Origin of the sequence: Paraburkholderia sp. 32 (assembly GCF_050435345.1) — a bacterium.
Classification (GTDB): domain Bacteria; phylum Pseudomonadota; class Gammaproteobacteria; order Burkholderiales; family Burkholderiaceae; genus Paraburkholderia; species Paraburkholderia tuberum.
Genome location: NZ_JBNDKD010000001.1, coordinates 2,766,615 through 2,781,246 on the forward strand (window position 1 = coordinate 2,766,615; position 14,632 = coordinate 2,781,246).

The following is a 14,632-nucleotide window of genomic DNA, read 5'->3' on the forward strand; positions in this document are numbered from 1 at the left end:
CTCACTCTTCCCAATGCTCGGCGATCCAGTCGCGGAACAGATTCAGCTTCTGCTGTTGCGCGACTGAGTCCGGATACACGAAGTAATAGCGCCAGCCGGTCTTCAGCACGGTATCGAACGGCCGCACGAGGCGCCGGGCGGCGACGTCCTCGTCGATTAGCGCGAGGTCGCTGATCGCGACACCGAAACCCTGCGCGGCGGCGTTGGTCGCCATGTCGAGCGTATCGAAGCTCGGGCCGAGCTCCGCGTCGATCGTCGCGGCGCCCGCCGAATCGGCTTCCGCGACTTTCGCGAGCCACATCTTCCAGTCGCGGTGATCGCGCGTCGGATGCAGCAGCGTGTGGCGCCCGAGATCGGCGACCTGCGCGAGCGGCTTGTCCTTCAGCAGCTCGGGCGTGCAGACCGGCGTCAGACGCTCCTCGAACAGCGACACCGCCTGCACGTCCGCACCGGGCGACGAACCATAGATGATCGCCGCGTCGAACGGCTCGCTCTGGAAATCGACGTCGTGCTGCCAGGTGGTCGTGATCTGCACGTGCAGATCGGGATAGTCGGACTGGAAGCGCATGATCTTCGGCAGCATCCAGCGCATCACGCAGGTCGGCACCTTGAGCGCGAGATCGGTGCGCTGCCTCGTCAAGCGCAGCGACATTTCCTCGATCCGCGCGAAGCTCTCCTTGACCGCCGGCAGCAGCATTTCGCCCTCGGCGGTCAGCGTCAGCCCCTTTGCGTGACGCTTGAACAGCGGAAACTTGTAGTACTCCTCGAGCGCGATGATCTGCCGGCTGACCGCGCCTTGCGTCAGGCACAGATGATCGGCGGCACGCGTGAAGCTGCGATGGCGCGCGACGGTTTCGAAAATCTGCAGCGCGTTGAGCGGCGGTAGGCGTCGCATCGAATGTCCAGGATCAGAAAAAATCATTGCGTGGCTGCGGCAGCGCCCCTCGCCGCCCTGCCCGTCAAGCCCACAGCATACGCGATCGGCTATGCGCGCACGAGTGGGCGCGCAGGCAAACCCGCATGCGTTCGACTCATGGCATGCGTGAAAAACGCCCGTACCGAGGAATGTCGCACCGGCGCGGTGCAAAGAAGCCTTCGGCAATCGCACCAGAACCGAGCTTTCCTCATACCTCGACGCACCCTGGGATTCCTCAGCCAGATCTGGACGTTAACCCGCATAAGCCATCGCCCGTAGCTTCCCGGCGCGTCGCCAAATCGCTCGCCACTGCGTTCGCCGGCGGCGAGCCATGAGCGTACGTCATGCGATCCATGCGCATATTTCGATTGTTGCGTGATTTTGGCAAACCTACAGTGCATCCACGCACGGTATATCCGGCAGCGGTCACGGCGAATCATGGGCAACGGGCGTTCAACACAGGAGACCGCCATGCAGCAGATCAAACGGGGTAGAAGGCAGGCCATCAAGACGATCGGTACGGCGCTCGCGGCATCCGCGCTGCCGATGCCGTTCCTCAATCTGCGCGCACAGGAGCACAACTTCAGCGGCAAGACGCTGCGCATCCTGACGTGGTCGGACGATACCGGCACGGCCGCGCTGCGCAACATCGCCGCGACCTTCACCGCGAAGACCGGCGCGAAGGTCATCGCCGATCGCGCCGACGGCACCTCCGGCATGGTCGCCAAAGTCAAGGCAGCGGGCGAGCGCCCCACCTATGACGTGATCACGCTCGCCGGCGTCGGCGCCTCCGGCCTCGCCGACGCGGGCCTGCTGATGAAGCCCGACCTCGAGCGCCTGCCGAACCTGAAAGAAGTCGCGCCGCCATACCGCACCGGCGCGAACGGTTTCGGCGTCGGCTATCTGCTGTGGTCCGACGGCCTCATCTACAACACCGCGACGGTCAAGACGCCGCCTTCGTCGTACGAGGCGCTGTGGGACCCGAAATACGCCGGCCGCGTTTTCCTGCCGCCGCCCGAGTGGGCCGAAGCGGTCGATCTCGCGATCATCGCCGCGAAGATGAACGGCGGCTTCTATGGGGACTTGTATGTCAAGCCGTTTTTGATCACGTGAAGGGCTTGGATTTCATGGTGGCTCCTGTAGGTTGTTGAGCGCGTGATGCCTTGGCGCGACATGGCTGTGCCATCCTGGTCCGGGGTCGGGGTGTGATGAGCGTTCGAGCCAGTGCCCGAACGAACTTCTATCCGTGCAGGGCGCCAACACCCTGCACCTCATGCAGCATGCGCGCAAGGCGCGCTGGCAAACCCCGGTTATGGGCGCGCCCCATCTCTGCGAGACGGTCACGGGGTGCCGTGACCCGCCGACGTTCCGGGCGCGTCGACCCTGGATCATGATGACGTGTTGCGTGCGAAGGCGTTGCGTGGTACCCGTGCTGCCCGGAATTTCAGGCAGCTGCCGGCTTGAGCGAGGCGCCGGCCGGAATCTCGCCGTGCTCGAGGTAGTGCCACAGCGCGATAGCCAGGCGCCGCGCCAACGCCACGATGCCCACGCGCCGCATGCGCTTGCCGCCGCCGGCAAAGCGCCGGTTGAACCACTGGGTCAGGAGGCTGTCGGGCTGCAGCTGCAGCCAGCGCCAGGCGAGTTCGACCAGCATCGTGCGCGCTCGCTTGTTGCCCGCCTTGCTGATGCCTTGCTCGATCTGACTGCCGCCACTGTCGTAGGGTGTCGGCGTGAGCCCCAGGCTGCCGGCCAGCTCGCGCCGGTTGGCGAAACGTCGCCAGCCAAACACTTCCTTGACCAGCACCCAGGCGCCCTTGGGGCCGATCGCGCGCAGCCGTGCCAGTTGCGCCACCAGCGGATGCTTGCCCTCGGCCAGTTCCTGGCGCCGCGCCGCTTCCAGCACCTTGAGCTGCTGCCTGACCAGCGCCAGCCGCGCGCTCTCGCGCTCGATCTCGCCGCGCAACACCGGCGGCACCTGCTCGCGATGGCGCTCCCACCACGCCGCCCAGTCGCGCCCGCCGACGATGACCGGCACACGCAGGTTGTGCAGCACCAGCAGGGAGCGGATGCGGTTCGTGTGGGCGGTACGCTCCTGGCTCAGCCGGGCCAGTTCACGGTGCGTGCGGCGCGCGTCTTCCTGCTCGGGCGTGGGCTCGTGCACCACCGACCAGATGCGCTCGCCAGCGTGGTGGCGCCTGAGCATCACCAGCAGCTTATCGCCGTCGAGCCGGTCGGTCTTGGCCCGTCTGGCGCGTCGGTTCACTTCGATGCTCGCCGGGTCGACCACGAGGTTGTCAATGCCTTGCCCGCTCAACCAGCGATGCAGCCACCAGCCATCGCGGCCGGCCTCATAGCACGAATGCACCGGGGCCTGCGGTTCGAGCTGGCAGCGCTCCTTGGCGCGGCGCACGCAGTCGAGCACCGCAGCCGTGTCGCCGGCGTGCACGCTGAAACGGCTCGGGCCGCGCCGGCCATCGCTGGCCGTCAACTTCCACGACTTGTCGCCGAGTTCGAAGCTCATGTAGAGCTGGACTTGGATCGCCGTATCATTGCCTTGTGGGACTGTCTGGGTCGCCGACATTTCCGTCTCCTTTGCACAGGGTTGGAAATTCCGTTTTAGCTAAACGGGTCTGGCTTGGGTAGTCCCACATAGCATCTCGCAGCAGAACATCGAGCCCGGCTTCAAGAAGCTCGCGCAGCTCAAAGACCACGTGATGACGCTCGGCGAGAACCCGAACCAGGTGGCCGACCTGTTCCGCACGGGCTCGCTCGACATCGGCGGCATCTACTCGCCCGCGTTTTTCCCGGATCAGATCCGCAAGCCCGAATACAAGATGGGCGTGACCTACGGCATGAAGGAAGGCTTCGCGACGCAACTGATGTTCACGGTGATTCCGAAAGCGCATCCGGGCGACACCGACCTGATCCACGCGTTCATCAATCACTCGCTCGACGCCGGCGTGCAAGGCCGCATGGCCGCCGATGTGCTGAACGGCCCAGTCAATTCGAAAGCGATGATTCCGGCCGAGAGCCGCGCGTTCGTGCCGAGCCCGCAGCAGATCGCCGAGAAAGCCGTGCTGCATGACGACAAGGCGCTCGCCGCCGTGCAGCCGGCATGGATCAAGCGCTACACCGAAATCTTCTCGGCGTAACCACGATGCTCGCGCGCTTCCCGCGGCGTGCCGCGATGATGCCGGACGAAGCCGCGCCGGGCCCAGCGCCCGGCGGCGGCGCCTCCGCTTCCGCAGTGGTTGCGACGGCCGTGACCGACCCCGCTGCCGGCGCAACGACGCTCGCGAAAGCGCGCCCGTGGCTGCTGCTCGCGCCGATCCTTTTGTTTCTGGCGATACTCGGCGCGGCCGCGCTGGTCGTGCTGCGCATGAGCTTCGGCACGTCCGGCAACGAATGGCGCAGCTTCACGCTGCAGAACTACGCGGACCTGCTCGACGGCTACTTCCTGAAATCGTTGTGGCTAACGCTGCGGCTCGCGTTCCAGAGCATGCTGTGCGCGGTCGTGCTCGCGATTCCGGTCGCGCTCGCGATGGCGCGCACGACATCGCGGCTCGCGCGCCGGCTGCTGCTCGCGGGTGTGCTGCTGCCGCTGCTCGTCAATCTGCTGCTGCAAGGCTATGGCTGGCTCGTGATCCTCGGCCCGGCGGGTCTGCTCAATCACGCGCTGCTCGCGAGCGGACTGGTCGAGCGTCCGGTGATGTGGCTGTATCGCGAGCATGGCGTGTTGCTCGGGCTGATCCAGACCGCGTTTCCGCTCGCCGTGCTGCCGCTGTCCAGCGCGATGCGCGCGGTGTCGCTCTCGTACGAGGAAGCCGCCGCGACTCTCGGCGCGACACGCTGGCAAACGCTGCGTCACGTGCTGCTGCCGCTCGCGATGCCGGGCCTCGTGTCGGGCGCGCTGCTGGTGTTCGCGTACAACGCGAGCGCGTTCGCGGTGCCGCTGCTGCTCGGCGGCCGGCGTGTGCCGATGCTCGCGGTGCTGGTGCACGATCAGGTCGCGCCGCTCTTGAACTGGCCGGCCGCCTCCGCTTCCGGCGTGGTGCTGATGATCGCGACGCTCGCCGTGATGGCGCTGTCGCAACGGCTCGTGCGCCGCACCCAACGCCTGACCGGGGAGCCTCACGCATGAGCACGCCGCTGCCGACCTCGCACCTGCCGCGCACCGAACCTCGTTCACCGCGCTTCCCGCGCCTGCCGCAGACGATGCCCGGCCAGCTCGGCCGCGCGACCGCGCTCGTCGCCGGCGTGGTGCTGTTTCTCGCCGCGCTGCCGATCCTGACGATGATCGCGATGTCGTTCAGCGCGGCCGACACGCTCGAATTCCCGCCTCACGCGTACAGCCTGCACTGGTACCGCGCGGCGTGGCACAGCTTCGTGTCACCGGACGCGACCGATACGCTGTCGATGGGCGCCGCGCTGAGCACGAGTCTCGTCGTCGCGCTATCGACGATGCTGATCGCGACGCTGGTCTCCGTGCCCGCCGCGTACGCGCTGTCGCGCTACCGTTTTCACGGCAAGCCGGTGGTCGAGCAACTGGTCGCGCTGCCGCTCGTCTATCCGCTCGTGATGCTCGGCCTGTCGCTGCTGCTGGTGTTCAACGTGCTGCCGGTCGAGCTTGGCGTCGGCCGGCTGATCATCGCGCATGTGATCCTGGCGCTGCCGTTCACGGTGAAGAACTGCGCGGCGTCGGTCGCGTCGATCGGCCCCGAGTTCGAGGAAGCCGCGCTCGTGATGGGCGCGAGCCCCGGCCGCGCGCTCATCGACGTGGTGCTGCCGCTGATGCGCCCCGGCATTCTCGCCGGCATGCTGTTCGCCTTCATCGTGTCGTTCAACGAGTTCACGGTGACGTTCTTCCTGTACAGCATCGATACGATCACGCTGCCGGTGTGGCTCTATAGCCGCACGGTGTCGTCGCTCGATCCGACCGTGTTCTGTTTCGCGGTGGTCATCGTCGCGATCGACTTCGCGCTGATCTGGCTGCTCGAAAAGCTGATCGGCGACGAAGGCGTCGCGCTGTGAACCCGCCACCTTGCTGGAGCCTCCGATGACCCCTCTGACCTTGCAGGCCGTCACGCGGCGCTTCGGCGCCGTGCATGCCGTCGACGACGTCGACCTGAGCGTGCCCGACGGCAAGCTCGTGTGCTTTCTCGGCCCGTCCGGCTGCGGCAAGACCACGCTGCTGCGGATGATCGCAGGCCTCGAAACGCCGACCGAGGGCAGCATCCATTTCGCCGGCCGCGACATCACTCGGCTGCCGGCCAATCGGCGCGACTTCGGCATGGTGTTCCAGTCGCTCGCGCTGTTTCCGCATATGACGGTCGCGCAGAACGTCGCGTATCCGCTGAAGCTGCGCAAGGTCGCGAAAGACCGGCAAACGCGCCGCGTCGCCGAACTGCTCGAACTGATCCAGCTGCCGCACATGGCGAACCGGCCGGTCACGCAACTGTCGGGCGGTCAGCGCCAACGCGTCGCGATCGCGCGCGCGATCGCTTCGGAGCCGCAACTGCTGCTGCTCGACGAACCGCTGTCCGCGCTCGACGCGAAGCTGCGCGAAGCGATGCAGGTCGAAATCCGCCTGCTGCAGCAACGCCTCGGCATCACGACGATCATGGTCACGCACGACCAGCGCGAAGCGATGACGATGGCCGACGAGATCGTCGTGATGGAGAAAGGCCGCATCGCGCAGGTCGGCAAGCCGCTCGACATCTACCGCGATCCGGTCAGCGAGTTCGTCGCCGACTTCATCGGGCTCGGCAACATTCTGCCGGTGAGGTACGACGGCGCGGGCGTCGTGAGCCTGCCGGGCGGACGGCGCATCGCGGTGACGCCGCACCCGAGCGCGCCGCTCGCCGATGCGCGGCAGCCGGGTGCGGCCGGCGACGCGATCCGCCTGCTGATTCGCCCCGAGGACATCTGCGTGAAGGCGGCCACGGAAGCACCGAACCCGAACCGGCTGCCCGGTACCGTCACGTTCATTCGCGACGTCGGCGCCTCGCTCGAAGCGACGATCGATTGCGTGGGCTTCACGCTGACCGCCGCAACCACGCCGCGCGAAACGCCCGGGCTCGCGCTCGGCATGCCGGTGCTCGCCGAGCTGCCGCCGCACGCGTGCAAGCTGATCGCCGCGCGCGCCGCCTGATACCCGAATCCATCACACGGCTTTGCCTGAATAACTACCGTATTACGACAGAGGAACCCATCATGAACCAGCGCCCCGCTCTCCAATCGACCCGCCGCGTGTTCGCGACGCTCGCCGCGACACTCGCGATGACCGCGCTCGGCGCGCTGTGCGCGCTGCCGTCGGCCGCGCATGCCGACGCGCTCGACGACATCGCGAAGTCGGGCACCGTGCGCATCGGCGTATTCGAGGACTATCCGCCGTTCGGCTCGATCGGTCCGGACATGAAACCGGTCGGCTACGACATCGACGTCGCCAATCTGATCGGCAAGGCGCTCAACGCGAAGGTCGAACTGGTGCCGGTCACCGGCGACAACCGCATGGCCTTTCTCGCCGACCACAAGGCCGACATGTTGCTGTCGGTCGGCCAGACGCCCGAGCGCGAAAAAGTGATCGACTTCTCGCAACCCTACGCGCCGTACTACCTCGCGGTGTTCGGCCCGAAGTCGCTGCCGGTGAAGACCGCCGCCGACCTCGGCGGCAAGTCGATCTCGGTCGCGCGCGGCACGCTCGAAGACCTGAGCGTGACGAAGATCGCCCCGCCGTCGGCGAACATCAAACGTTTCGACGATCCGAACGGCGCTATTTCGGCGTTTCTTTCTGGTCAGGTACAGTTGATGGTGGTCGGCAACGACGTCGGCGCGACGATTCTCGCGCGGCATCCGGCGAACGATCCGGAGCAGAAGTTCGCGCTGTTCAGCTCGCCCGATCACGTCGGTCTGAACAAGAACGAGCCGCGCCTGAAGGCGAAGGTCGACGAAACGATTGCCAAGGCCCGCAAGGACGGCACGATGAACGCGATTTCGCAGAAGTGGCTGCGCGCGCCGCTGCCGGCCGATTTTTGAAACCTGTGGCGTGGCGCCGTGAAGGCCGCGCCGCGATCTGATCCTACGATGGGCACGAGGCCATGACTTACGCGTTCGATTTCAGCGGCTTCGGCCTGTATGCGGGGATGCTCGCGCGCGGCGCCGCCGTGACGCTCGGCCTCACGGCCGTGTCGACCCTGGCGGGCGGGATGGTGGGGATCGCCGGCGCGAGCATCGCGGCGGCCGGGCCGAAGTGGGCGCGCTGGCTGGTCGCGAGCTACGTCGAGCTGATCCGCAACACGCCGTTTCTGGTGCAGTTGTTCTTCGTGTTTTTCGGCCTGCCGAGCCTCGGCATTCATATCGACGAGATACAGGCCGCGATTCTTGCGATGACCGTCAATCTCGGCGCGTACGCGATCGAGATCGTGCGCGCCGGCATCGATTCGATTTCGCGCGGCCAGGTGCAGGCCGCCCAGGCGCTCGGCCTGCATGGGCGCCAGGTGTTCCGCTACGTCGTGCTGCCGCAGGCGCTCGCCAACGTGTTTCCCGCGCTGCTCGGCCAGGTGCTGATCGTGATGCTCGGCTCGGCCGTCGTGTCGCAGATCTCGGTGCCCGACCTGACCTATGCGGCGAACTTCATCCAGTCTCGCAACTTCCGCTCGTTCGAGAGCTACGTGATCATCACGGCTGCCTATCTGCTGATGTCGATCGTGTTGCGGCAGCTGTTGAACCGCTTCGGCCGCGGGCTGTTCGCGGGCCGCGCGGCGCGAGGTAACAACCGCAGTAGTAGCGGCAACGACGGCTTGCCGCGCAACTGGCGCAGCCGCCTGATGTGGCGCGGCGCGCGCACCCTGCCGACGGAGCGCTGATCATGGTCGAATTCACGCTGTGGGACATCGCCCGCAACCTGCTGCTCGCCGCGCGCTGGACCGTGCTGCTGTCGCTGATCGCGTTCGTCGGCGGCGGGATCGTCGGGCTCGTGCTGCTCGCGATGCGAGTGTCGCCGATCGCGTGGCTGCGCCGCATCGTCGTGCTGTACGTCGAGGTGTTTCAGGGCACGCCGCTCTTGATGCAGCTTTTTCTCGCCTTCTTCGGCTTGCCGCTCATCGGCATCGACGTGTCGCCGTGGGCCGCCGCGACCGTCACGCTGACGCTCTATACGAGCGCGTATCTGGTCGACATCTGGCGCGGCTGCGTCGAAGCGGTGCCGCGCGGTCAGTGGGCCGCGGGTGCGAGCCTCGGCATGACGTTCGGCCAGCAGTTGCGCTACATCGTGTGGCCGCAGGCGCTGAAGATCGCGGTCGCGCCGAGCGTCGGTTTTCTCGTGCAGGTGGTCAAGAGCACCGCGCTCGCGTCGATCATCGGCTTCGCCGAACTGACGAAGACCGGCACGATGATCACGAATGCCGCGTTCCGGCCGTTTCCGATCTACGGCATGGTCGCGATGATCTACTTCGCGATGTGTTTTCCGCTGACCTGGTATGCTCGCGTGCTCGAAAAGCGGCAGAAGGTGGGACAGCATCGGTGAGGTGATTCGCGCTCTGTAGTTCAAGTCACGGATACGTGCTGCCGGGAAGCAATCTTGATGCGCGAGACGAACCACGCCGCGAGCACGAACCACCCTGCTGCGACGACGAACGCGACGACATAGGCGGGTCCGGCACCGGCAAACGCCTTGACCCATGACAGCATCCACCCGGTCGCGGCAGGGCCGAGGATCTGCGGTAGCACCATCGACACTTGCCAGATGCCCATGTCCTTGCCGCTGGACGCATCGTCGGGCAACACTTGCAGCGCGAGTGCCCAGTCGACGGCTTGATAGGTTCCGTAAGCGGCGCAGAAAACCAGCCCGACTGCGATCACCAGCAACAGGTTTGGATGCAACGCCAGCAGGACAAAGCCAATCGCAGCTCCGGCCATGATCCAGCTGGTCAGGCGGACAACGGGAACGACGCCGTGCCGGTCGGCGAGCCGTGCGCCCAGCAGGCTGGCCGGGATCGCTAGCACCACGCCGACGCCAAGCAGCCCATTCAGGAGACTGGTCGGATGACGAATGCCGATCACGTCCTGCAGGTAGTACAACATGAAGGCGAAGATCGACCAGATTCCCATGTTGCCGAACAGACGGGTTACCAGCACCCAGTAAAAGTTTCGGTGCAGGCGTGGATCGAGATAGAACGAGCGCATGAACGTGACGAGCTCGAACCGTTCTCGGGATCTGACAGGTGTCGGCTCGCGCGAGCCGCGAATCGTCAGCCAAAGGCAGAGCAACATGATCGCAATGAACGCGGCAACCGTAGGATACAGGTGGCCCGGCGAATAGAGGGCAACGAGCACCACGTTGCCAGTGATCGTGCCGAGCACGGTCATCACGTTGAGCCACGCGCTCGCGCGGTTGGTTTCCTGTTTTGGCACGACATCGGGCACCAGCCCGGCGTACGGCCCCGCCGCCCAGTTCCACCAGAACTGGAGATGCAGGAACGCGAGTGTATACATCCCTACGCTCCCCCCGCCGTTGAATGAACCAAGCCATACCAGTGCAACCGCAATGCCGAACACGCCGGTGACGAGAAACGGTCGCCGACGTCCATGTTTTGCAGAGCAGCGATCTGAAAGCGCGCCGGCCAGTGGCGCCACGATCATCGCAATGAATGCGCCGGACGCAATGACGGAGCCGGCCACGCCTTCTTTCAACGCGGCATCGCGTCCGAGCATATCGGCGACCTGTGCCGGCACGAGCACCGGAACGACCGTCATCCATTGGGTAAAGAGCGCAAACCACAGCGACGCGATCTGTATGTGACTGAGCGTCGACAGGCGAGAAGCCGACGGTGTGACCGACACGTTTCGGGCTTGACTGGATAGGGTCATGTCGGAAGACCATAAGCTTCGCGCAGAGACTTCGACGCCGCACGGCGGACGAAGGTCGTGGCCAATTCCGAGAGCCGTTCGAACACGACGGGGACTCCCATAGGACCAATGCGCCTGTATCGGTCGTGGTGCAAATGTCGGCATTGGCCGACGGCGAGTCATCGACGAAGGCGCGGTGTGGCCGCCCCACTATGATAGCTGCCGTCGGTTGGCCCACAACCTGAAACGGCGCGAGGTCGGCAAGCGCGCTTCTGCGCCGCACTTAGCGACCGATCAACGCCCCGCCTGCGTCGACTGCCGCAACTTCGCCACCTCCGCCGCACCGACCGCCGGCGCGCCGTTGTTCCAGCCAGCCCGCACGAAGCTCAGCACATCGGCGATCTGCTGATCGTCGAGCACCGCGGCGAAGCCGGGCATCGGAAACGGCGACGGCACGCCGTCGATCACGAGATCGCCGGTGCCGTTCAACGTGACGTTGATCAGCGACGACGCGTCCTTCGCGAGCACGTTCGGATTGCCGGCGAGAGGCGCGAGCATCGGCGCGAAGCCGTGCCCGTCGACGCCGTGGCAATGCATGCAATACGCCGTATAGACGCGTGCGCCGGCATCGTTCGCGGGGCGATCGAGCGACACCTTCGTCGCCTGCGGATCGTACGTATAGGCCGCCGCGCCGGTGCCGCCGACCGGCGGCAGCGACTTCAGATACGTCGAGACTGCCGCGACGTCCTGATCGCTCATCGCTTGCGTGCTGTTGTTGATCACGCTCGTCATCGCGCCGAACGCCGATGCATGGCGATTCGCGCCGGTCTTCAGGAACGTGCGCAGATCCTCGTCGCTCCAGCGGCCGAGCCCGGTGTTGTGCTCGCCCGTGAGGTTCGACGCGAACCAGCCGTCGAGCAGCGCGCCGCTCAGGAATGCGCTGCCGCTTTCGTCGAGCGCACTTTCCTGGAACGCAACACCGCGCGGCGTGTGACACGACCCGCAATGTCCGAGCCCTTGCACCAGATACGCGCCGCGATTCCACGCGACGTCCTTGCCCGACTTGTCGCGATACGCACCCTTCTCGAGAAACGCCATGTTCCAGAACATCAGCGGCCAGCGCATGTTCAACGGCCACTTGATGTCGGACTCGCGATTCGCCTGCTGCACTGGCGCGACGCCGTGCATGAAGAATGCGTACAGCGCCTTCACGTCGTCGTCGTCGACCTTCGCGTAGGACGGATACGGCATCGCCGGATACAGGTTGTGGCCGTCTTTCGCGACGCCCTCACGCAGCGCCCGCGCGAAGTCGGCTTCGGTGTAGCCACCGATGCCGGTCCGTGCGTCGGGCGTGATATTGGTCACGTAGATGCGGCCCATCGGCGTGTTCATCGGCAGGCCGCCGGCGAACGGCTTGCCTTTCGGCGCGGTGTGGCAAGCGGCGCAATCGCCGAGTTGAGCGAGGTAAGCGCCGCGTTGCACGAGGGTTTGATCGGCTGCGCCGGTGGCTGACGCAGTTGCGGCATCAGCAGGCGCCTGGGCGATAAACGGCAATGCGACGCATAGCGCCGCGCCAAGACCCTTCAGCATTTTTTTCATGTCGGGCTCCTTTCGCGTCAGGCGTTGTGCAGTTGGCGGCCAACCGGCAATTGCCGCAGCCGCGTGCCGGTGGCCGCATAGATCGCGTTGGTCAGCGCGGGCGCGAGCGCCGCGGTGCCGGGTTCGCCGATGCCGCCGGGCGCCTCGCCGCTCTTCACGATGTGCACGTCGATCGGCGGCGTCTGGTCGATGCGCAGCATCCGGTAGTCGGTGAAGTTGTTCTGCTCGACGCGACCGTCCTTGATCGTGATCTCGCTATAAAGCGCCGCCGTGATGCCGAAGATGATGCCGCCCTGCACCTGCGCTTCGATCGTGTTCGGGTTGACGAACATCCCGCAATCGACCGCGCAGTTGACGCGCTTGACCGTCACTTCGCCCTGCTCGACCGCGGCCTCGACGACGATCGCGAAGAAGCTGCCGAACGCGTGCATCACCGAGATGCCGCGCCCTTGCCCCTTGGGCAGCGCGCTGCCCCAGTTGCCCGCTTGCGCGGCCAGGTTGAGTACGTTCAACGCGCGCGGCGATTTGCCGAGCAGATCGCGCCGGTACTGCACCGGATCGATCTTCGCGTGCGCGGCGAGTTCATCGATGAAACTCTCGACGACGAACGTGCCGCGCGTCGGCCCGACGCCGCGCCAGAACGCGGTGGGCACCGCGTGCGGTTCCACGCGCACGTAGTCGACCAGCTGGTTCGGCAGGTCGTACGGCAGATCGGCGGCGACCTCCACCGCATCGGGGTCGAGCCCGTTCTTGAACGCGGGCGGCGCGAAGCGCGCCATGATCGACGACCCGGCGATGCGATGCTGCCACGCGATCGGTTTGCCGTTCGCGTCGAGCCCGGCGGAGATCGTGTCGTAGTAGTACGGTCGGTACATGTCGTGCTGGATGTCCTCCTCGCGCGTCCACAGCACCTTGACCGGCGTCGACACCTGTTTGCCGACCTTCACGGCCTGCGTGACCATGTCGGTTTCGAGCCGCCGTCCGAAGCCGCCGCCGATCAGATGGTTATGCACGATGATCTTGTCGGCGGGCAAGCCCGTGACCGCGACCGCCGCATCGACGACACGCGTCGGCACCTGCGAGCCGAGCCAGATTTCGCAGGCGTCGCCGCGCACGTGGACCGTGGCGTTGACCGGCTCCATCGTCGCGTGCGCGAGGAACGGCTGCTGGTAGACCGCGTCGACGCGCGACTTCGCATCGCCGAACGCGCGGCCGACGTCGCCGTCCTTGCGCGCCACCGCGCCGCCATGTTGCGAGGCCGCCGCGAGATCGTCGACGATGCGCTTCATCGATACCTGCGCGCCCGCGCCTTCGTTCCACTTGATGTCGAGCGCCTGCAGGCCGCGCTTCGCGGCCCACGTGTGAGCGCCGATCACCGCGACCGCGTTGTCGAGCTTGATGACCTCGCGCACGCCGGGGATCGTCTTCGCATGCGTATCGTCGACGCTCGCGAGCGTGCCGCCGAACACCGGACAGTTCGCGATCGCCGCGTAAACCATCTCGGGCAAGCGCACGTCGAGGCCGAACTGCGCGGTACCGTCGACTTTCTCCGGCGAATCGAGACGCTTCGCCGGCGTGCCGATCAGCTTGAAGTCCTTCGGGTCTTTCAACGGCACGTTCTGCGGCGCGGGCAGCGCGGAGGCGGCCTGCGCGAGCTGACCATAGCTCGCGCTGCGATTGCTGGCCGGGTGGATCACCTGACCGGCCTGCGCATGACAACTCGCCGGATCGACCTGCCACTGCTGCGCGGCCGCGTTGATCAGCATCACGCGCGCAGTCGCGCCCGCGCGGCGCATCGGCTCCCACGCGAAGCGGATCGACGTCGAGCCGCCGGTCAACTGGCCGCCGAGCAGCGGGTCCATGAAGAGCTTTTCGTTGGGCGGCGCGTGATCGAGCGTGACCGTGCCGAGCGGCACTTCGAGTTCCTCGGCGATCAGCATCGGAATCGACGTATAGACGCCCTGACCCATCTCGACCTTCGGTATCACGAGCGTGACCTTGCCGGCGTTGTCGATCTGGATGAACGCGTTCGGCGCGAACACGCCGCTTTGCGGCGCCTCGTTCGCATCGCCGCCGATCACGCTCTTGCCCGCCTTCTGATCCTGGCTCGCGGCCGGCATGCTGAAGCCGAGCAGCAGACCGCCGCCGGCCGCGGCGCCGACCGTCACGCCGAATTTGAGGAAGCCGCGCCGCGAGATGCCGCGTGCATGCCGCGTGTCGGTGTCAGCCGGCTGCGCGCCGTTCTGCGCATCGAGCAATCCCTGGGACATG

11 protein-coding genes and 2 pseudogenes are annotated in these 14,632 nt (G+C 66.2%); 8 read left to right on the plus strand and 5 right to left on the minus strand.

Going from position 1 to position 14,632, the window contains the following annotated elements:
* Position 1: 1 nt before the first annotated feature.
* Positions 2 to 895, minus strand: a complete 894-nt coding sequence (locus OKW26_RS12805; RefSeq protein WP_090805978.1) for a LysR substrate-binding domain-containing protein — start codon at positions 893 to 895, stop codon at positions 2 to 4.
* Positions 896 to 1,387: 492 nt separating this feature from the next.
* Between OKW26_RS12805 and OKW26_RS12810 the strand changes: the two are divergent.
* Positions 1,388 to 1,987, plus strand: a pseudogene (locus OKW26_RS12810) (ABC transporter substrate-binding protein); the annotation flags it as partial.
* Between the two features lie 373 nt (positions 1,988 to 2,360).
* Here OKW26_RS12810 and OKW26_RS12815 read toward each other — a convergent pair.
* Positions 2,361 to 3,497 carry an IS110 family transposase gene (locus OKW26_RS12815; RefSeq protein WP_090812128.1) on the minus strand — a complete coding sequence of 379 codons (1,137 nt, stop codon included), beginning with the start codon at positions 3,495 to 3,497 and terminating at the stop codon, positions 2,361 to 2,363.
* Between the two features lie 76 nt (positions 3,498 to 3,573).
* Here OKW26_RS12815 and OKW26_RS12820 point away from each other — a divergent pair.
* The 7 genes and pseudogenes from OKW26_RS12820 to OKW26_RS12850 form a co-directional block, all read left to right on the plus strand.
* Positions 3,574 to 4,068: pseudogene (locus tag OKW26_RS12820) on the plus strand (ABC transporter substrate-binding protein); the annotation flags it as partial.
* A 5-nt stretch (positions 4,069 to 4,073) separates the two neighbouring features.
* Positions 4,074 to 5,057: an ABC transporter permease gene (locus OKW26_RS12825; protein WP_429354233.1), complete on the plus strand. Its 984-nt coding sequence runs from the start codon at positions 4,074 to 4,076 to the stop codon at positions 5,055 to 5,057.
* Positions 5,054 to 5,947, plus strand: coding sequence for an ABC transporter permease (locus OKW26_RS12830; protein ID WP_429353838.1), 894 nt, complete (start codon positions 5,054 to 5,056; stop codon positions 5,945 to 5,947). Before OKW26_RS12825 ends, OKW26_RS12830 begins: the two co-directional genes overlap by 4 nt.
* A 25-nt stretch (positions 5,948 to 5,972) precedes the next feature.
* Positions 5,973 to 7,067 carry an ABC transporter ATP-binding protein gene (locus tag OKW26_RS12835; RefSeq protein WP_429353839.1) on the plus strand — a complete coding sequence of 365 codons (1,095 nt, stop codon included), beginning with the start codon at positions 5,973 to 5,975 and terminating at the stop codon, positions 7,065 to 7,067.
* A gap of 62 nt (positions 7,068 to 7,129) precedes the next feature.
* Positions 7,130 to 7,951 (plus strand): transporter substrate-binding domain-containing protein, encoded by an 822-nt coding sequence (locus tag OKW26_RS12840; protein ID WP_090805986.1) that lies wholly within the window; start codon positions 7,130 to 7,132, stop codon positions 7,949 to 7,951.
* A gap of 62 nt (positions 7,952 to 8,013) precedes the next feature.
* Positions 8,014 to 8,781, plus strand: coding sequence for an amino acid ABC transporter permease (locus OKW26_RS12845; RefSeq protein WP_184067205.1), 768 nt, complete (start codon positions 8,014 to 8,016; stop codon positions 8,779 to 8,781).
* Between the two features lie 2 nt (positions 8,782 to 8,783).
* Positions 8,784 to 9,440 (plus strand): amino acid ABC transporter permease, encoded by a 657-nt coding sequence (locus OKW26_RS12850; RefSeq protein WP_184034006.1) that lies wholly within the window; start codon positions 8,784 to 8,786, stop codon positions 9,438 to 9,440.
* A 20-nt stretch (positions 9,441 to 9,460) separates the two neighbouring features.
* On the opposite strand, the gene OKW26_RS12855 is transcribed toward OKW26_RS12850, so the two are convergent.
* From OKW26_RS12855 to OKW26_RS12865, 3 genes are all read right to left on the minus strand, one after another.
* Positions 9,461 to 10,783 carry an MFS transporter gene (locus tag OKW26_RS12855; protein ID WP_429354234.1) on the minus strand — a complete coding sequence of 441 codons (1,323 nt, stop codon included), beginning with the start codon at positions 10,781 to 10,783 and terminating at the stop codon, positions 9,461 to 9,463.
* A gap of 273 nt (positions 10,784 to 11,056) precedes the next feature.
* A complete protein-coding gene (locus tag OKW26_RS12860) occupies positions 11,057 to 12,361 on the minus strand; it encodes a c-type cytochrome (protein WP_429353840.1) in 1,305 nt (434 codons plus the stop codon).
* A gap of 17 nt (positions 12,362 to 12,378) precedes the next feature.
* On the minus strand, positions 12,379 to 14,631 hold the full coding sequence (locus OKW26_RS12865; protein WP_429353841.1) for a molybdopterin cofactor-binding domain-containing protein: 2,253 nt from the start codon (positions 14,629 to 14,631) through the stop codon (positions 12,379 to 12,381).
* Between the last annotated feature and the right edge of the window lies 1 nt (position 14,632).